Origin of the sequence: Exiguobacterium profundum (assembly GCF_042652865.1) — a bacterium.
In the GTDB taxonomy this organism is placed as follows: Bacteria; Bacillota; Bacilli; order Exiguobacteriales; family Exiguobacteriaceae; genus Exiguobacterium; species Exiguobacterium profundum.
Genome location: NZ_JBHSHG010000001.1, coordinates 1,114,967 through 1,134,096, shown reverse-complemented (window position 1 = coordinate 1,134,096; position 19,130 = coordinate 1,114,967). Strand labels below are relative to the sequence as shown.

Annotated in this window: 18 protein-coding genes; 13 read left to right on the top strand and 5 right to left on the bottom strand. The window is 48.1% G+C overall.

The window, feature by feature from the left end:
* The 4 genes from ACFO4U_RS05895 (at position 1) to pheT (ending at position 5,541) form a co-directional block, all read left to right on the top strand.
* On the top strand, positions 1 to 1,080 hold the full coding sequence (locus ACFO4U_RS05895; protein ID WP_196430896.1) for a M42 family metallopeptidase: 1,080 nt from the start codon (positions 1 to 3) through the stop codon (positions 1,078 to 1,080).
* A gap of 1 nt (position 1,081) precedes the next feature.
* On the top strand, positions 1,082 to 1,828 hold the full coding sequence (locus ACFO4U_RS05890; protein ID WP_031423182.1) for a TrmH family RNA methyltransferase: 747 nt from the start codon (positions 1,082 to 1,084) through the stop codon (positions 1,826 to 1,828).
* Between the two features lie 302 nt (positions 1,829 to 2,130).
* Entirely contained in the window at positions 2,131 to 3,153 is a 1,023-nt protein-coding gene (gene pheS, locus ACFO4U_RS05885; RefSeq protein WP_159562521.1) for a phenylalanine--tRNA ligase subunit alpha, read from the top strand.
* A 12-nt stretch (positions 3,154 to 3,165) separates the two neighbouring features.
* Positions 3,166 to 5,541 carry a phenylalanine--tRNA ligase subunit beta gene (pheT, locus tag ACFO4U_RS05880; RefSeq protein ID WP_215243813.1) on the top strand — a complete coding sequence of 792 codons (2,376 nt, stop codon included), beginning with the start codon at positions 3,166 to 3,168 and terminating at the stop codon, positions 5,539 to 5,541.
* Positions 5,542 to 5,582: 41 nt separating this feature from the next.
* Here pheT and ACFO4U_RS05875 read toward each other — a convergent pair whose 3' ends face one another.
* The 3 genes from ACFO4U_RS05875 to rnhC form a co-directional block, all read right to left on the bottom strand.
* On the bottom strand, positions 5,583 to 6,605 hold the full coding sequence (locus tag ACFO4U_RS05875; RefSeq protein ID WP_074036553.1) for a PTS sugar transporter subunit IIC: 1,023 nt from the start codon (positions 6,603 to 6,605) through the stop codon (positions 5,583 to 5,585).
* 301 nt (positions 6,606 to 6,906) lie between these two features.
* Positions 6,907 to 7,719, bottom strand: a complete 813-nt coding sequence (locus tag ACFO4U_RS05870; RefSeq protein WP_078147177.1) for an alpha/beta fold hydrolase — start codon at positions 7,717 to 7,719, stop codon at positions 6,907 to 6,909.
* A 71-nt stretch (positions 7,720 to 7,790) separates the two neighbouring features.
* Positions 7,791 to 8,705: a ribonuclease HIII gene (rnhC, locus tag ACFO4U_RS05865; RefSeq protein ID WP_380081280.1), complete on the bottom strand. Its 915-nt coding sequence runs from the start codon at positions 8,703 to 8,705 to the stop codon at positions 7,791 to 7,793.
* Positions 8,706 to 8,824: 119 nt separating this feature from the next.
* On the opposite strand from rnhC, the gene ACFO4U_RS05860 reads away from it, so the two are divergent.
* The 7 genes from ACFO4U_RS05860 to ACFO4U_RS05830 all read left to right on the top strand — a co-directional run bounded on the left by ACFO4U_RS05860 (position 8,825) and on the right by ACFO4U_RS05830 (position 16,938).
* On the top strand, positions 8,825 to 9,223 hold the full coding sequence (locus tag ACFO4U_RS05860) for a hypothetical protein (protein ID WP_196430893.1): 399 nt from the start codon (positions 8,825 to 8,827) through the stop codon (positions 9,221 to 9,223).
* Positions 9,223 to 9,744, top strand: coding sequence for an NfeD family protein (locus ACFO4U_RS05855; RefSeq protein ID WP_074036559.1), 522 nt, complete (start codon positions 9,223 to 9,225; stop codon positions 9,742 to 9,744). Before ACFO4U_RS05860 ends, ACFO4U_RS05855 begins: the two co-directional genes overlap by 1 nt.
* Positions 9,745 to 9,747: 3 nt before the next feature.
* On the top strand, positions 9,748 to 11,268 hold the full coding sequence (locus ACFO4U_RS05850; RefSeq protein ID WP_074036561.1) for a flotillin family protein: 1,521 nt from the start codon (positions 9,748 to 9,750) through the stop codon (positions 11,266 to 11,268).
* A 131-nt stretch (positions 11,269 to 11,399) separates the two neighbouring features.
* Positions 11,400 to 12,371 carry a BMP family lipoprotein gene (locus ACFO4U_RS05845; protein ID WP_159562516.1) on the top strand — a complete coding sequence of 324 codons (972 nt, stop codon included), beginning with the start codon at positions 11,400 to 11,402 and terminating at the stop codon, positions 12,369 to 12,371.
* Positions 12,368 to 14,011 carry a methyl-accepting chemotaxis protein gene (locus ACFO4U_RS05840; RefSeq protein ID WP_214683985.1) on the top strand — a complete coding sequence of 548 codons (1,644 nt, stop codon included), beginning with the start codon at positions 12,368 to 12,370 and terminating at the stop codon, positions 14,009 to 14,011. The genes ACFO4U_RS05845 and ACFO4U_RS05840 overlap by 4 nt, the downstream gene beginning before the upstream one ends.
* 232 nt (positions 14,012 to 14,243) lie before the next feature.
* Positions 14,244 to 14,819 carry a helix-hairpin-helix domain-containing protein gene (locus ACFO4U_RS05835; RefSeq protein WP_215243815.1) on the top strand — a complete coding sequence of 192 codons (576 nt, stop codon included), beginning with the start codon at positions 14,244 to 14,246 and terminating at the stop codon, positions 14,817 to 14,819.
* 1 nt (position 14,820) lies between these two features.
* The gene (locus ACFO4U_RS05830; RefSeq protein ID WP_215243816.1) at positions 14,821 to 16,938 is read left to right on the top strand and encodes a DNA internalization-related competence protein ComEC/Rec2; all 2,118 of its coding nucleotides are present in this window, start codon (positions 14,821 to 14,823) and stop codon (positions 16,936 to 16,938) included.
* Between the two features lie 61 nt (positions 16,939 to 16,999).
* Here ACFO4U_RS05830 and ACFO4U_RS05825 read toward each other — a convergent pair whose 3' ends face one another.
* Positions 17,000 to 17,164, bottom strand: coding sequence for a YqzM family protein (locus ACFO4U_RS05825; RefSeq protein ID WP_012726678.1), 165 nt, complete (start codon positions 17,162 to 17,164; stop codon positions 17,000 to 17,002).
* A 90-nt stretch (positions 17,165 to 17,254) separates the two neighbouring features.
* On the opposite strand from ACFO4U_RS05825, the gene holA reads away from it, so the two are divergent.
* Positions 17,255 to 18,265 carry a DNA polymerase III subunit delta gene (holA, locus tag ACFO4U_RS05820; protein WP_260563699.1) on the top strand — a complete coding sequence of 337 codons (1,011 nt, stop codon included), beginning with the start codon at positions 17,255 to 17,257 and terminating at the stop codon, positions 18,263 to 18,265.
* Positions 18,266 to 18,274: 9 nt separating this feature from the next.
* Positions 18,275 to 18,712, top strand: a complete 438-nt coding sequence (locus ACFO4U_RS05815; protein WP_074036567.1) for a GNAT family N-acetyltransferase — start codon at positions 18,275 to 18,277, stop codon at positions 18,710 to 18,712.
* A 27-nt stretch (positions 18,713 to 18,739) separates the two neighbouring features.
* Here ACFO4U_RS05815 and rpsT read toward each other — a convergent pair whose 3' ends face one another.
* On the bottom strand, positions 18,740 to 19,000 hold the full coding sequence (rpsT, locus tag ACFO4U_RS05810) for a 30S ribosomal protein S20 (RefSeq protein ID WP_012726675.1): 261 nt from the start codon (positions 18,998 to 19,000) through the stop codon (positions 18,740 to 18,742).
* Between the last annotated feature and the right edge of the window lie 130 nt (positions 19,001 to 19,130).

Here is a 19,130-nt window from a genome sequence, read left to right as displayed (position 1 = left end):
ATGAATGAATCGTTACATATGTTAAAACGTTTGACGGATGCAACAGGCGTCCCGGGCAATGAGGGAGAAGTCCGTCAATTGATGCGTGAATACCTCGAGCCGCATGTCGAGTCGTTTGAACAGGATGGACTCGGAAGTTTATTTGGTCAAATGACTGGAGATGCTGAAGGTCCGCGTGTCATGATTGCGGGTCACATGGATGAAGTCGGCTTCATGGTGACACGTGTGGAAGAAGGCGGTTTCCTTCGTTTCCAAGCGCTCGGTGGCTGGTGGAACCAAGTGCTGTTGGCACAGCGAATGGATGTTGTCACACGGTCTGGTGAAAAGATTCCCGGTGTCATTGGTGCGAAACCACCTCACGTCCTACCGCTCGAGGCACGAAAAAAACCCGTTGAAATCAAAGATATGTTCTTAGATATCGGTGCCACGTCGAAAGACGAAGTGGCTGATTGGGGAATTCGTCCAGGCGATACGGTCGTGCCCCATTGTGAATTCACTGTCATGAAAAATGAGAACTTCTTGATGGCGAAGGCATGGGACAACCGAATCGGATGTGCGATTGCCATCGAAGCAGCAAAACGTCTGAAGGAAGAATCGTTCCCAGGCGTCGTGTATACAGGAGCGACAGTACAGGAAGAGGTCGGGTTACGTGGAGCGGTGACCGCTGCCAACTTGATTCGCCCGGATGTCGCGATTGCTGTTGATACAGGCATTCCAAGTGATACGCCGGGGATGACCCAGGCAGAAGGGTTGTCAAAACTCGGGGACGGGGTTCAAGTCATCTTCTTTGATGCGACTACCGTCACGAACCCACGCCTTGTCGACCTCATCGTTGACGTGGCCAAAGAGCAAGACATCAAATATCAATTGGACTTAACGCCAGGCGGTGGCACAGATGCTGGGCGATTCCATCTTTCTGGGATTGGGATGCCGGCCATCGCATTGACAGTACCGGTCCGCTATTTACACACGAACGTGTCCATCATCCATAAGGATGATTACGAGGCAGCGGTACAACTCGTTGTCGCATTGACGAAACGTTTAGACCACGAAACGGTCCAATGGTTGAAAGAGGGATAATATGACGAAGATTACGTCTACGAAGAGCGAGACGATTAAACGATTAAAACGATTGATGACGAAAAAAGGTCGTCAAGAAACGGGTCAATTCCTAGTAGAAGGAGAGCATTTGGTGGACGAGGCCATTCGTGCCGGTCGACTCGTCCAACTCATCATGGCTGAGTCGTATTCACCAAAAGGAACGTGGCGACTTGAAGATATGCCAGTCCTCGAGTTATCCGACCACGTTGCGGACCTTCTTTCCGAAACGGAAAAGACCCAAGGCGTGTTTGCCGTTGTCAAGATGACACCGGTGGAACGAAAAATGAAGAAAGTACTCGTACTAGACCGAGTACAGGACCCGGGTAATCTCGGTACGATGATTCGGACAGCAGATGCTGCCGGATTCGATACGGTGTTACTCGGGAAAGGTACGGTCGATCCGTTCAACGCCAAAGTCGTACGTGCCACACAAGGTTCACTGTTTCACGTGAACGTGACCTCGGTCGACTTGCTTGAAAAGTTACCTGAGCTGAAAGAGGATGGATTCCACGTCTACGGCACAGCTCTCTCAAAGGCAACATCGTATGAGCAAGTTGCATTCGAAGACAAAGTGGCCCTCGTCATCGGGAATGAGGCACAAGGGGTTCATGCTGATGTATTGGCACTCTGTGACACACGTGTGCATATTCCGGTGCTCGGCGACGCGGAATCGCTCAACGCGGCGGTCGCTGCGGGTATTTTAATGTATCGCATCGCTTTACAATAATCTTGTCAGCACGTGAAAAACGTGATAGGTTAAACACATCGATGAATAAGATATGACGTTGAAAGAACATAGTAAGCGAATGACCGATTCCGTTCAGGGAGCAAGGGCCGTGACTGAGAGCCTTTGCCGGATTCGTCGCTGAATTCACTCTGGAGTCGTGTTGGAGACAACACCGGTTTGGCATCACGATAACGATGCTCTCAAGTGGGCCATGAATTGGCCAAGTAGGGTGGTACCGCGATGATTCGTCCCTTCAGTCAACGACTGAAGGGACTTTTTTATGTTGAGGAGGAAGCGAACACATGAAAGAACAATTAGAACAGTTACAAGTGGAAGCGTTAGAAGAAATCAAACAGGCATCCACACAAAAATCATTGAATGACGTCCGCATCAAATATTTAGGGAAAAAAGGACCGATGACTGAAGTGCTCCGTGGCATGGGTAAATTATCTGCCGAGGAACGTCCGGTCATCGGTGAGTTGGCCAATACCGTTCGTACCGCGATTCAAAGCACACTCGATGCTCGAATCGAAGAAGTGAAGGCGATTGAATTAGAGGAAAAGTTAAAAGCGGAAACGCTTGATGTGACACTCCCGGGACGGACATCGACTCCTGGCCATAGCCATCTCTTGCAACAAATCATCGACGAGATGGAAGATTTGTTCGTTGGACTCGGATATACGATTGCTGAAGGTCCTGAAGTCGAGACCGATCTCTATAACTTCGAAATGCTGAACTTGCCAAAAGATCATCCTGCACGAGACATGCAAGACTCGTTCTATATCACGGAAGAGACGTTGCTTCGTACTCATACATCTCCCGTACAGGCTCGCACGATGTTGGAGGCGAACGGAAAACCGATTCGCATCATCTGTCCAGGTAAAGTGTATCGTCGTGATGAAGACGATGCGACGCATTCGCATCAATTCATGCAAATCGAAGGATTGGTTGTCGATGAATCCATCTCGATGGCTGACTTAAAAGGGACACTCGAAGTGTTCGTGAAGCAGTTGTTCGGTGAAACGCGCGAAATTCGTCTTCGTCCAAGCTTCTTCCCGTTCACGGAACCATCGGTCGAAGTCGATATCTCTTGCTTCAAATGTGGCGGGAAAGGATGTAACGTCTGTAAAGGAACCGGTTGGATCGAGATTCTCGGAGGCGGAATGGTCCATCCTCATGTCTTAGAGATGGCTGGCTATGACTCATCAAAAGTGTCAGGATTCGCATTCGGAATCGGAGTGGAGCGTATGGCGATGCTCAAACACGGCGTCGATGACATCCGTCATTTCTACACAAATGACTTACGTTTCATCGAGCAATTCTAAGGAGGAAGACAGATGTTACTTTCAAAAAAATGGTTGAATCAATATATTGATGTATCCGATTTAAGCGGCGAAGCGCTCGGTGACTTGATTACGAAGAACGGAATCGAAGTCGAAAGTGTGACAAATCGTGGGGAAGGACTTTCTGGGATCGTCGTCGGACGGGTCCTTTCATGTGAGAAACATCCGGAAGCGGATAAGTTAAACGTGACGAAAGTGGACATCGGAGAATGTGACCCTGTTCAAATCGTCTGTGGCGCACCGAACGTGCGCGAAGGGCAACATGTGATCGTGGCCAAAGTTGGCGCACGCTTACCAGGACTAAAAATCAAAAAAGCAAAACTTCGTGGTGTCGAATCACAAGGGATGATTTGTTCACTCGAAGAGCTCGGCTTTGAGAAGAAACAAATTCGGGAAGACGAGCAGGATGGGATCCACACATTCCGTGAATCCGTACAAGTCGGAGCAGATGTGCTCGATTTACTCGACTTGGACGATGAAGTCATCGAACTCGGTTTGACTCCGAACCGTTCAGATTGCTTGAGCCTCTATGGAATCATTCATGAGGTTGCGGCCATCTTAGAACGTCCATACACGTTGCCGACGGCAGATGTCACGTCATCATCACCATCGGAGGTATCTATCGAACTTGCGACACCGAACTGTTCATATTACGCAGCTCGTGAAGTCAAAGGGGTAACGATTGCAGAGTCGCCACAATGGCTAAAGAATATCTTGATCGCAGAAGGTGTCCGTCCAATCAACAACATTGTCGACGTGACGAACTACGTGATGCTTGAAATCGGACAACCGCTTCACGCATTCGATGCGAAGAAACTCGGCAACTCGATTGTGGTCCGTCAAGCCGAAAATGGAGAAGAAATGGTCACACTCGACGACGTGACGCGTACGCTCGATTCATCGATGATGGTCATCACGGACGGACAAGCCCCGGTCGCCATCGCAGGCGTCATGGGTGGTGCCAATACAGAGGTAGATCTTTCAACGACAGATATCGTTTTAGAGTCAGCGTACTTTGATCCGGCATCCGTACGCAAGACGAGCCGTACGCTCGGTCTTCGTTCAGATTCAAGCGCTCGTTTCGAAAAAGGCGTTGACCCAGAACGTGTCATGCTCGCGCTTGACCGTGCTGCGCAATTGATTGTCGAACTCGGTGGAGGAGCCATTCATGATGCGGTGCGTTCAGGTGAAGCCGAATCACGTGCCCGAGAAATCCAAGTGTCGATTGACTATATAAACAAGCGTTTAGGGATGACACTCGATCGTCAGACAATCGTTCACATCTTAGAGCGTCTCGGTCTCGCGACAGAAGGGGATGACGTGCTGACAGTACACATTCCATCGCGCCGTCCGGATTTAGAGCTTCCGGCTGACATCACAGAAGAAGTGGCACGTCTATACGGATATGATAGTCTCCCGTCGACGTTACCTGCCTCACAATCGAAAGGGTATTTGCCAGCAATCAACGTACTGCGCAGACAGACACGTCGTTTGTTACAAGGAGTCGGCTTATCACAAGCCATTACTTACTCGTTAACGAGTGAGGCGCATGCGACACGTTTCGGTGGAAAAGACGATCAGCTCGTCCGATTGGCGATGCCGATGAGTGAAGAACGCTCTGTCCTTCGTACGTCGCTCATCCCTGGATTGTTGGAGGCAGCGCGCTACAACACGGCGCGTCAACAATCGAACGTCGCACTTTATGAAACAGGGCGCGTCTATACGGAGCACGGAGAAACGTTACCGCGTGAGAAAGAACGGGTGGCCGGCGTTGTCACAGGTCTTTGGATGGACCATCGTTCGCAAGAAACACGGGTCCCGGTCGACTATTTCGTCGCAAAAGGGATTGTCGACACGTTAGTCCAAACGCTTCGCCTAGATGTCACGTATGAGGCCGTATCGATGCCTGACATGCATCCAGGTCGCACAGCGAACATCTTGATGGCCGGAGAGGTCATCGGATATGTCGGACAAGTGCATCCAGGAACATCAAAAGACGTCTACGGTATGAAGGAAGTGTATGTATTCGAACTCGACCTATTGGCACTTCATGGAGACGAGACACTTCTTTATCAAGACGTACCACGTTATCCATCGATTTCACGAGATTTGGCACTCGTCTTATCACGTGAGATTCCAGCTGGGACAGTGGAACAAACGATCCGCCAAGCGGCTGGTCCACTCTTGATTGACCTCGTCTTGTTTGACGTCTATACAGGGGAGAATGTTGGAGCGGATGAGAAATCGATTGCCTTCTCACTCAAGTTCCAAGACCCGTCACGAACGTTACAAGACGAAGAAGTAACGGCAGCATATGAAACGATCGTCGAGGCGGTCCGTGCGACGCACGGAGCTGAACTTCGAGCGTAAAAAATAGGGAGCGTTGTCCACATGTGACAACGCTCCTTTTATTATTGAATCTCGAGTGCGAGATCGCCGAACTTGGTCCATCCGACAAGACTCGTCACACGATAAAGAGCCCATGTAATGAGTGCAGGGAGTACGACGCCGGTCATGGTGAAGATGAGAAAGGCATCCAACCCTTGGACCGCTAAAATCTGAAGCGGTGCAATCAGGGAGTTGAGACCGAGACCTGCAATTTCATAAGGAACTTGGAGTGAGAACATCAAAGTAGCAATCGGTGCAGAAATCATCGCGGCAATAAACGGTGGAACGACGATTCGTGGGTTTTTGATAATATTCGGGAACTGCACTTTCGGTGTGACAAAGAAGGAAGCGACCAATCCACCTGGGTCGGTTTGACGATATGCCATTAAGGTAAATCCAACAAATTGAGCAGAGCAACCGATCAAGGCAGCGGCGCTAGCGACAGGGTCAAGTTGAAGCGCGATGGCGAGTGCGGCAGATGATGCAGGCGACATGAGCATGACACTGAAAACAAGTGCGATGACAAGAGATGTGGCAATCGGCGACGTTTCTACAGATGCGGTGATCCCTTGACTGATTGAGTTGATAAGAGGAGTCGTGACCGCTGCTGCAGCAACCCCAACGATTCCACCACCTAAAACGGCTGTGACCGGGACGACCATCATATCAAACTTTGTTTTGCCGAGGACACGTTTTCCGAGCCATACAGCGGCAGCCGCTGCAATCAGTGCGCTAATCGGTTGACCTGGAACGAGGACGAGTCCGCTTTCTGACGCTTTTAAAGCTGCACCGCCAATGGTTGCAGCAATCATGGCGCTAAATAGGATGAGCGTGTTGCTTCCGAGTTGAAACGCGACACCAGCGCCTAAAGCAGGTGCCAACAATGATTTGGCGACTTGTCCAATCTGTACGAGCATCGCGATTCCGCTCAAATTACCAATCGTCTCAATCAATAAACCGACACCGAGCGTGACGAGTACGGCATTTGCCATACCTGCTGAAATTTTTACCATTCGATCCATCATATACTGCTTCACTTCCATCATCTCCTCTATATCTTTATGTCAACAAAAAAACCTATCCATCAAGGATAGGCGCGGTTTCAATCTGCAGGCGCCTGTCCGATTACCACGGGAACAAGGGCCTGAAAAGTCGTTTTTTGAAAACAAAACGATTTCAGTCCCTCAGTCGAATAATAATCAGCAGGCTGTTCATATGTACGGGATTGGACATTTCGAGCATCTCCTCTTCGTTGGATTTGCTAAAGAATACCATCTATTTTTGTAATAATCAATATTTTCTGAAAATAAACACAAAAAAATTCAGGAAGCCCAGTGGCGTCCTGAATTAGCTCATTTGTAATGAGCGTGCTTGAATCTGATCGTCGATAAAATTCATCGACAATGCATTGAATTGATCGGGTTGGTCTACATTGACCACATGACCAGAGTCTGCAACGATTTCAACATTGGCTGTCGGTTGATGTTTCGCTGTCCGCTCGACAGCTTCAAGAAACATATAATCCTCATCACCCATAATATACAAAATCGGGACGTTCGTTTGAATCGAAGTGAACTGATTCAATAAAGGATTAATATTTTCCGTCATCTTGAACCAACGGATAAACTCACGTTGACATAAGTTCGCCGCATCGCGGACGAACATCATCCGAGACTTCTTGTGACGCTTCTTCGGGAGTAAAATCCATGCGAATAATTTATATAACCACATATAGGGGACGAAGTTTTGCACGAGACTACCAAGTCGGATGAGCAACGTGGAGCGCACATTAAATTTTACAATGGCTCCGCCGAGGACGACTGATGCGATTCGATCCGGATAGTGCTCAAACATCGCCTGAATCACAATCGTCCCTAAAGAAAGACCGACCATGTGCCCTTTTTCGATACCTAAGTGATCCATGACTTCAATCACGTCTTTGGCAACGACATCAAACGTATAGGCATTCAATGGTTGTTTGAGCGACTGTTCAGCATCGTATGAACCGCCATGACCGCGTAAATCGACGAGCAGGACATTATATTTTTTACGGAAGGGACGAAGTTGGCGATACCAATGCGATAAACTTCCTCCGGCCCCATGTATAAAGATGACCCAAGGATGGTCATCACTAATCGTGTAGGTTTTATAATGCAACATGAACGCTATCCTCCAAAAATTTTAAGTTCATTTAACCGTAAAACGAGTATATCATACTTGATGTCGAAGCTCTACAAACGACGTTCATTCAAGTTGATGGCTTTCTTTGTATTCGCAAAATGGACTTTAGCAATCTTTTGTAAATAATCCTGTCCATGACCTCGAATGATTTGAGCGGCGACTTGGTCGACTTTTGCTCCTGCCCCTTTCGGGAGGGTCAATCCTACTTGTTTACTTAGTTTGTCCATTTCTTTTAAGAAGAAGGCGCGAGCTAAAATGGAAGCAGCTGCGACGGCGACATGAAGACCTTCTGCCTTGGTTGAAAAGTAGACATCGTCGCGCACGATATCCCGCTCTGCCCGCAAGTGTTGATAGTATACCGACTTCTCTGCGAATTGATCGATTAGAATGGCATCGGGTTTCTGTCCGATTTTCTCAAGCAACGCTCGAAGTGCAGCATTATGGGCGATGGCGGTCATTTTACCTTGTGTCATCGTCCGTTGCATTTTGTTATATGTTGGATTATGCAGTGTTGCTTTTTGATAGGGAATCGTAGCGTGTAAATCTTTCGCAATCCGGATGATTTCAGGGTCGGATAACTGTTTTGAATCTTTCACGCCGAGTTCTTTGACGAGTGCGATTTGATCGCGTGAGACAAAAGCCGCTACGACGACGAGTGGTCCGAAGTAGTCTCCTTTTCCGACCTCGTCGCTTCCAATGACAGACCAACTTGAAAATCCTTCAGGTAAGAGGGTGTTCGGTGCGGATGCTTGTTTCTTCTCAGCAGGTAGTCCCCATTTCACTGCCTCGGTCTCAGCATCTTTTCCTTGGAACATCACTTTCCCTGATTGATAAACCGTTACGACAAATCCCGGTGTCTTGGCGCTGAATGTCGCATATGGTGGTGGCGCGACTGCATACTCATGATACATTTTCTTTAGTTTTTCTTGTGATGCGGATGATAGCTTGATGACTTGGTTGCCCAACATGAGCACTTCCTTTCTGTCTGGCAAATTCATTTTACATTTTTTTATGATTTTTTGAAACCGAAGATGAGGTTTTATCGTATATGGAGATGAGTAGAGAAAAGTGAGGTGAGGTGGACGTGTGGTGGCGCGATGACACGCAACGAGATGAGGTAGAGGAATTATACAAGCACATTCTCGAACTCGAGGCGAGAATTGCTAAATTAGTAGCTCATCAAGTGAGAGTGCGTCGGCTACTGATGCAAGATTCTTCTGAGGGCGTGACGGATCAAGTCGTTCAAGTTCAAAAAGAAGTGGAATATTTTTTAAACAGGATGCGACTCGAACGACAAGAATTTGTCGACATATACAATCGGCGACGGATTGAACGTTCCATTGGTCGAGTTCGAGAAGTGAACGACTTATCCACTTCATCACTGTCGGAGTGGGATGAAATTGAAGATCGGCTTGCATTAGAAGTCGAACAACTTCGACGCGTACTGATGATGGAACAAAAACGTCGACAGGAGGGGTGGTAATGGAGGCAATCGATCAACTTTATTGGTGGGTGTTGATCATCGCTGGTCTTGGAACCTTTATTTACATGATGTTTTCCGATGCGTTCGATATGTTTGAAGGTTGGTTCAACCCTGCAGTCATCCTATCTTTCTTAGCACTAGGGGCAGGAATTGGGCTCATCTTAAACGCATTGGCTCACGTTTCCCCGATGATTGGGCTCGCTGTCGCATTGATCGGGTCTCTTGCTCTGACGACGCTTCTCTATTTGTTTGTTCTCTTACCGCTCTCAAATGCGGAAGAGTCCATTGGTTTGACGGATGAGGCATTAGTTGGACGTGTCGGACGATTGACCGTGCCCATTCCTGAAGGCGGATACGGTGAAGTCTTGATTGAGACAGTGACGGGATCGCTTTTAAAGACGGCTCAAAGCTTAGACGGTACATCGATTTCGACAGATCGTCGGGTAGTTATCATTGAAGTAAAAGGCAATATCGCAATCGTCATGCCATATGACGAACCTACAATTCGAGAGGAGATATAACACATGAATACGGCTATTTTAGTCAGCATTATCGTCGGGGTCATCATCCTCGCACTTGTGTTTGTATTCGTACTAAAATATCGCACAGTCGGACCAGATGAGGCACTGATTGTGACAGGTAGTTATTTAGGCAAGAAAAATGTACATAGCGATACATCCGGTAACCGCGTCAAAATCATTCGTGGCGGCGGGACGTTCGTCTTCCCAGTATTCCAGCAAGCAGAACCGCTCAGCTTGCTCTCAAGCAAATTAGAGGTCACGACACCTGAAGTGTATACAGAACAGGGTGTCCCGGTCATGGCGGACGGAACAGCCATCATTAAAATCGGCGGATCGATCAGTGAAATCGCGACAGCGGCTGAGCAGTTCCTCGGAAAACCGAAGATTGAACGTGAAAATGAAGCAAAAGAAGTGTTAGAAGGCCATTTGCGCTCGATTTTAGGTTCTATGACCGTTGAAGAAATCTATAAGAACCGTGACAAGTTTTCGCAAGAAGTTCAACGAGTTGCATCACAAGACTTAGCGAAGATGGGGCTAGTCATCGTATCATTCACCATCAAAGACGTTCGAGATAAGAACGGATACTTGGAATCGCTAGGGAAACCGCGTATCGCCCAAGTGAAGCGTGATGCTGATATCGCGACAGCAGAAGCGGATAAAGAGACGCGCATCAAACAGGCGGAAGCAATGAAAGATGCGAAGAAGGCCGAGCTTGAGCGTGCGTCTGAAATCGCGGAAGCTGAGAAAGAGAACCAACTTCGGATTGCGGCTTATCGCCGTGAGCAAGATGTTGCCAAAGCGCGGGCCGACCAAGCGTATGAGCTTGAGGAAGCGCGTGCGAAACAAGAAGTCACTGAACAACAGATGCAAGTTCAAATCATCGAGCGTCAAAAGCAAATCGAGCTCGAAGAGAAAGAAATCATGCGTCGTGAGAAACAATATGATTCAGAAGTGAAGAAAAAAGCCGATGCGGATCGATACTCGATTGAACAGTCTGCCGCTGCGGATAAGGCACGTCAAATCGCAAGTGCGGATGCAGAGAAGTATCGTATTGAAGCACAGGCGAAAGCCGATGCGGAACGCGTACGTTTGGCAGGTCTTGCAGAAGCGGATTCTGAACGTGCGAAAGGTGAGGCAGAAGCTGAAATTATCCGCTTGACCGGTCTTGCCGAAGCGGAAGCGAAAGAGAAGATTGCCGAAGCCTTCGCGCAATACGGGCAGGCTGCGATTCTCGATATGGTCGTCAAGATGCTTCCTGATTATGCGAAAGAAATTGCATCGCCACTTGGAAACATCGATCAGATTACGGTCGTCGACACGGGGAGCGGTCAAAACGGCGGTGCCGGGAAAGTGACAGGTTACGCAACCGACCTCATGGCGTCGCTTCAACAAACATTAAAAGCTTCTTCGGGCATTGATATGAAAGACTTGCTCGAGAACTTTGCGGGGAAAGGGAACGTTGCAACAGCTCCTACACCGGAGCGAGAATTAGCTGATACGACGGTCGCTGCTTCAAAAGAATAAGTGTACGAAGCCATGGACGATGTCTATGGCTTTTTTTATTGCCACAACTTTTAAAAAAAATAATGTAGAATAGCCCTTTCTCGGTCGATATAAGTGTTGTCAGACCATTAGAGAGAGGGAGTATTGAATATATGAAGAAAAGTATAATGCTCAGTACAATCACGGCTTGCACCCTTTGGTTGTCCGGTTGTCAGTCAGTTATCGACAATCCAAGTGCCACTGTCGAAGAACGACAGACGATGGGAGTTGTTTTATCTGACGTTGGTCTCGGGGACCAATCGTTCAGTGACGCAGCTATGCGTGGGATGGGTGAGCTACGTGAAACGGGCGATTGGTTCGTTGATTATCGTGAACTATCCGAAACGGAGACATACAAAGTTGGTTTTGAAGAATTGGTAAAAGAGGGACATGACGTAATTGTCGGTCTCGGTTTTGCGTGTCAAGAAGACTTAGAGGCCGTAGCGGCTGAACATCCGGAACAGCAATTTGCTTTGATCGATGGCGTGTCCGAACTTCCAAACGTCTTGAATATCACGTTCGAAGAGGGAGAGGGAAGTACGCTCGCCGGCGCCGTGGCTGGTCTTGAGACAGAGTCCGATACGATTGGATTTATCGGTGGGATGGATATGGAACTCATTCAAAAATTTGAAGCAGGATTTGAACGTGGCGCTAAAGCGGTGAACGAAGATGTCGAGATGCTCGTTGATTTCTCGAATGATTTTGCTTCACCAGAGCTCGGTCGCGAACTCGCTGAGAAACAAATTAAAGCGGGAGCAGATGTTCTGTATGCTGCAGCTGGACTTACAGGAGTCGGTGTACTCGAGACGGCTGAAAAATACGGCGTCAAGGCAATCGGGGTCGATAGTGATCAATCGATGATTGCACCAGATGCGGTTGTGACGTCGATGTTGAAACAAGTTGATTTGGCGATTGTAGAAATCGCGGGTCGTGTGACCGAAAAACCATTTAATGAACACGTCATCCTTGGAATTGAAGAGGGCGGCGTCGGCTTGGCCCCACTTCGTCGCATTCAATGGGATGAGAAAGAAACATCAGAGTATGAATCGGTAGAACGTCAGTTGAAGGAGGGGACACTTAAATGAGTTTACGTAAACGTTTTATCTTCTCAACCGTCTTCACTGTCGTCTTGATCGTACTGATGATGAGTTACGTCTTGTCGACGTTGAATCGCTTGCAAACATATAACGAGCAGTATGGAAGTCAAATGATTGAATTGTCTCAACTTGAAACGTCACTCCTACAAGAACAATCCCTCTGGACGTCACTTGGTGAACAGTCGAACCAATCTACATTGACTCAATTAGAGCGCATCCGTGTGACGAACGCGGAAACATTCGATGATTTAAAACAGTCTTATTTGATTCCGGCATTTTCAAATCATTTAGACCGTGCCACGATGAAGTACGAACAGGTGAACGAAGATGTCGAGTCGGCACTTGAAGGTGGTATCGGAGCTCGGATCCAGGCAGCTAAACTGGAAGGTTTGTTAAATGATATCAATACGTTGATTGCAAAGAACGGTTCATTCTATGAAGCGCTTCAAGTAGAGGCGGCAAATGAGACGGAACGTCTCTTGTTGATCTCAGTCCTCTTGACGATTCTCGTCATCCTAGCGCTCGGAATCTACAACTTCTTCTTTGCCCGTTCGATCACTCGACCACTCGAAAAAAATGTCAAGGTGGCAGAAGCGATTGCAGCCGGACGTCTCGTCACGTTGCCTGAGTCGACGCGCAATGATGAAATCGGACGTCTTGAACGTGCCATGCGTGACATGACGGCATCTCTTCAGACGGTGATCGGGTCAATCCGAGTCACATCAATGAAAGTGAACGGGATGACCGAAACGGCCGCGGCCGAAAATGAAGCGGTCGTGAGTACGACGTCTAACATCACGAACGCGGTTGATGAGATGGCACACGGAGCACAGTCGATTGCAAATGAGTTGCAAGAAACGCTCAGCTCAGTGCATACGATGGCGACTTCATTTGAGACGAGTTTGAACCAGACGAAACAAACGACGGAAGAAACGTCAGAAATGACACGTGAAGTAGCGGCTGGGATTGAAACATTAACGGACCAGGAGCACATTTTAGATCGTTCAAGCGAACGGAATGAAGTGCTTGTCACGCGAATGGACCACTTTGCACGACAAACGGCTGAGATTGAGGCGATGGCGAAGCTTGTCGAAGACGTCGCGGCTCAGACGAATTTACTTGCCCTCAATGCGGCAATCGAGGCAGCCCGTGCGGGAGAAGCAGGACGAGGATTTGCTGTCGTAGCAAGTGAAGTGAAGAAGTTGGCGGAAGAGAGCAACAAAGCGACTCGCTCTATTTTCCACGTCGTCGAGACGATCCAGCAAGAAGTCGTCCGTTTGACGGAAACGGTGAATGAGTCAAAACGCGAGCAAGAGGCGCAATTAGAAGCGTTCGGATTGACGAAAGAAGCATTCAACCGAATCCATGAACGGACAGACCACGTCGCTTCGTTCGTACGCACGATCGAACAAGAGATGCGCACATCGAGTAACGAGGTAAACAACGTCTTGCGTCGGGTTGAAGAAGTATCTGGGGTGACGGAAGAGTTGGCCGCAGGAAACGAAGAAGTGGCAGCCTCGATGAAAGAACAGCAGGCAAGCTTCGATCAAATCTTTACATTGATGCAAGAGTTAGAAGGACAGGCAGCGGCACTCGCTGACCAGGTTCAGCATTTCGAAGAAGAATAATCGAACAGTGAACAGTAGGAACGGAGGCCACGTGATGGTCTCCGTTTTTTCCGTCATTCTATAACCTGTTCATAGAAATTGTGTCGATGAATATCGTTACATGTACGAGTGCGATATGGAACATGCAAACAAATCATTTCCTAAAGTTAAGATTGTGGGGAAGAATGAGACGTGTTTCGAAACAGCTGATTCGCCATACTGAACGTAACAGTCGAACAGGGTGGTGATTCGCTTGGAAAGATGGAAACAACTCGTCATCGGTCTCCTAGTCGTTCTTTTTTTAGGAGTGGGCTATTTGCTTTATCAAAAGGAACCGGAGCAACGAATGGTGGACGAGTTCGTCATGGAACCTGAGGAGGTCACGCCGACCACGACCCCAGAGCGTATGGAGCTCGTTGTGTATGTGACAGGTGCGGTTGAATCTCCGAACGTATATACCGTACCAGAAGGGGCGAGAGTGGGCGATGTGCTCTCTTTGGCAGTCCTGACAGATGAAGCTGACCCAGAGCAGTTAAATTTAGCACAGTTGTTAGTTGATGGAGTCAAAATCATCGTGCCGAAAAAAGGAGAAACACCGATTTCGCAAGACTCAGCGAGTCCCGAGATGGAGACGAACGGTGTTCATGTCAACAGTGCGACGAAAGAGGAACTGATGACGGTTCCAGGAATTGGTCCAGCCAAAGCCGAGGCGATTTTAAATCATCTGAAAGCGAACGGCCCATTTAAAACATATGAAGCGCTAGGTGATGTGAAGGGGTTCGGCGAAAAGACATTAGAAAGTATGAAGCCATATTTATTGGTACCTTAAGATGCCGCTGTTTCCATTGTTTGCGGTACTCATTGTAACCGGTCTGAAAGAAGGATTCTATTTGGTCTCTGTGGTCGCTATTGTCTTTTATCTGGTCACACGACGTGGGCAAGGCCTGTATGCGAAAGCCGGAGTGATTGGACTCATCTGTATCGCATCGTTCCATACGACCCCTACAGAATCGTTACCGTCAGACACGATTGCCTTCTCAATCGAAAGTCGAAAAGAGAATGGGAAATCGGTAAGACTATACGGGAACGTAGACGATCTTCAGGGCGTCTTACGAGGACGCGAATTAGAACACGGACGACCTGGAGAGACGTGCCTCGTGCAAATCGAAGTAGAGGCGTTTCAACCGTTACGAAACACCGGGGGATTTGATGAACGGGCTTGGGCACGGAGTTCAAACGTATCCTTTAAAGGGAAGGTGAAGCGAATCGACACGTGTCGTCCGACGGCAGGGTGGGACGGTCGGTTGTTGCGTTGGAAAGAACAACAACTTCAACAAATTGAGCATCGTCATCGTGCGGATGTCGCATTATATATGGAGGCATTATTGTTCGGAGAGAGTCGAATGCTAGATGAAAAGACCTCATTTTCTTATCGTGTGACGGGCCTTCTTCATCTTCTTGTGATTTCCGGTTCACATATTGCCATGTTGATCGTGGCCATGCGCATATTGATGCAGCCAATCCCTATTCGACGTGAAACGAAGACGGTACTGATGATCTTTAGTATTACGATGTTCGGATGGATGACTGGTTTTTCCCCACCTGTTGCAAGAGCTGTCGTCGTCGCAGATGCGATCCTCTTTCTCTCTCTTTTCGGTGTGACGATTCGAGACCCGATTCGGCTCTTGAGTTGGTGTGCGGCGGGCATGTTGGCCGTTCAACCGTTCCTTCTCACGAATCTGGGTTTCCAATTGACGGTCGGGATGACCTTCTTTTTGTTAGTCACGAGACAAATCTGGACAGGACTAATCGAGTTGTCCGTTTTCGCACAGCTGTTTGGGCTGATTGTACTATGGCAAGTACAACCGGTTCTATCCGTCGCGGCACCGATATGGAATCTCGTGATGGCCATCTGTATCTCGTGGATCATCATGCCACTCGCATTTGTCACATGGATGATTCCTTCAATTGCCCCGTTGTTCATGATTGTGTTGGATGAGATCAATGGAATGTTCGCCCTCCACGATGATTTACGACCTTGGCTTCCGTTGCACGATCTGGCATTGCCGTCGCAAATCGCATTGTTGCTAGGATTGTGGGGGAGCTTGACGCTGATGAATCGAAAACGATGGATCGGATGGGGGGCGGCCATCATGACATGTGGGTTGATTGCGGGATGGTCAGAATGGTCGGAATCCTCCAGGGTGACCTTTTTGGATGTCGGGCAAGGTGATGCAATCGTCGTAGAATCGGGAAGAACGATTGGTGTCATTGATGTAGGAGGCGTATTTCAAGATCCAAACGAGCAAAAGCGAAGCACATTTGACCCGGGGGAAGATGTATTGGCCCCTTATTTATGGAAGCGTGGGGAGCGTTCGCTTGATTTTGTCCTGTTGACCCATGCGGATCATGACCACATCGGCGGATTAGAAGGATTATTGAAAGTGGTGACGGTGGAAGAACTTTGGATATCAAAAGAAGTGGCGAATGCTGAAAAACGAGAAGAACTGCTACACTTAGCAGCGGCCTATGATGTATCGGTCCATTATCTCGAGGCAGACGATCGGCCGACGCCATGGATGTGGATTGTGGCACCGAATCGCCCACACGAAGATGAAAATGATCATTCGATCAGCCTGTACATGAACGTAGGTGGCATGCGGTATCTATTGACAGGAGATTTGCCGATAGAAGGAGAAGCCGAGTTACCGACGCTTGACGTCGACGTATTTAAACTAGGGCATCACGGATCCGATACGTCGTCGGGAGAAGAGCTGCTTGAGCGAATCGATCCAGAATGGGTCATTGCGAGTGTCGGTTCGAACAATCGGTATGGACATCCGCACGAGGAGACGTTACGACGGGTTGTGGGGAAACGTCTATTACGAACCGATTTGAACGGGATGATTGTCTGTGAAGAGAACATGTGTCGGGGGATCATCGAGTAGCACGGCATAAAATGTGATACACTAAAAAACGATTGCTCCCCCGGGGCAATCGTTTGAACACTTATAGACTTAAGAACTTGATGATGACACCGATGAAGAAAATCGTGAAGAAAAAGCCAAATGGGACGATGAAGCCGATCGCAGAGTCGATGGCGTCATTACGTTTGCATTGAACGTCATTTTCAAACGGGTTTTCACTCGGTGGGCGTACTGAGTTGATTTGCATATTAGGTCCCTCCTTATCATACTTCCTTTATAAGTATAGCGAATCATGGGAAGATAATCTATGTTTAGATGAGAATAAATTGTGAAAGTGGTGTGTGTTTTGAATGAACCGTGGTTACATAATGGAAAACTGGCGAGCGTCTATGTTCTCCATGGCACCGAAAAATATTTGTTAGAGACGTGGGAACGTGAAATCGTGAAAGCGGCCAATCCATCCGGTGATCAATTTGATGTCATGCAACTAGATCTTCAAGAGACGTCACTCGATACGGCGCTTGATGAAGCGGAGACGGTCCCTTTCTTTAGTGAGTATCGCACGGTTATCGTGAAAAATGCCCAGTTCTTAACGGGTGCGAAAGAGAAGCAAAAGCACAATGTTGACCGTCTGGCGGAATATGTCGTACAACCGGCGACCTATTCGGTTCTTGTCTTGATTGTCGAGTCAGAAAAACTCGATGAGCGGAAGAAAATCGTGAAGCGTCTGAAAGAGCGTGCCATCGTCCTCGAAGCGAAAAAGCCGAGCCAAAATGAACTGATGCGATACGTGAACGATGCATTGAGTCGTGAACAACAAAAGATGGAGCGCTCTACGATGGAGCGTCTTTTATTCCTATGTCAGGATGATTGGGGAAAGTTGGTTCGCGAACTAGAGAAGCTACAGTTGTACGCGGGAACGGGTGCGACGATTCCGATTGAGATTGTGAATGATTTAGTTCCACGTACATTAGAAGATAACGTCTTTCAACTCTCGGAGCTTCTCGTCAAACGACAAGCTGATGCAGCGCTTCGATTGGTTCGGGATTTAGAAAAACAAGGGCAAGAACTGATTGGACTACTCGGGTTGCTTGCTCGGCAATATCGGAACATGTACCTGTCGAAACAGTTGACAGAGGCAGGCTATGGAGAGAAGCAAATCGCATCGAAAATCGGGGCCCACCCGTATACAATCAAATTGGCGACACAAGCGAGTCGCGGCTTTTCAGAGGCTCAGCTCGCACGTGCGTTGACATTGATTGCAGACGCGGACGAGACCATGAAAACAGGACGAGGTGACAAACAGATCGTTTTCGATACGCTCGTTTGTCAACTGGCCTTATTGTGAGGTGAGGGAATGGGATTCAAACAAGTGACGCTTCAAGACGTGATTCCACTCCGTCATGTTGTGCTCAGACCAGGAAAAGACGTTGAGACGTGTTATTTTGAAGGGGATGAGGCGCCGACGACGCGACACTTCGCTTGGGTTGAAGGCGATCAAGTGCTGTCGGTCGCTACAGTCATGCTGTCCCCGAAACAAATCGAGGGTGTGAAGATTCCGCTCCAACTCCGTGGCATGGCGACGGATCCTCATGTTTCGGGACAAGGAATCGGCTCTCGATTTTTACAGGCACTCCATGATGAGCTGGGATGTTCATGGTGGTGTAATGCGAGAGAAGTGGCTGTCCGTTTCTATGAACGAAATGGACTTACACGAATCGGGGAGCCGTTCGACATCCCTGGGATTGGCCCACACTACGTCATGGTATACAAAAAAACAGCCGGCTCCGAATAGGAGGCGGCTGTTTCGTGTGATCTCTAATTAGAGAGCAGCGATACGAGCTGCGAGGCGTGATTTATCACGACCTGCTTTGTTTTTGTGGATAAGACCTTTTGATGCAGCCTTGTCGAGCTTCTTCGTAGCGAGGACGAAAGCTTCTTGAGCAGCTTCTTTGTTTCCTTCGAGTACGAGAGCATCAACACGTTTTACTGCTGTACGCATTGCCGCTTTCTCTTGTGAGTTCGCAACACGACGTTTTTCAGAAGTTTTTGCACGTTTGATTGCTGATTTGATGTTTGCCATTGTTTGTCACCTCCTGAAACAAGAAAGTGTATGTTCTTATTACTTCAAGTAATCATTCAACAGAACAAGCACAATTGTAGCAAACGGTTATATGAAAAGCAACCACTTGATGATTATTCTGAAAACTATC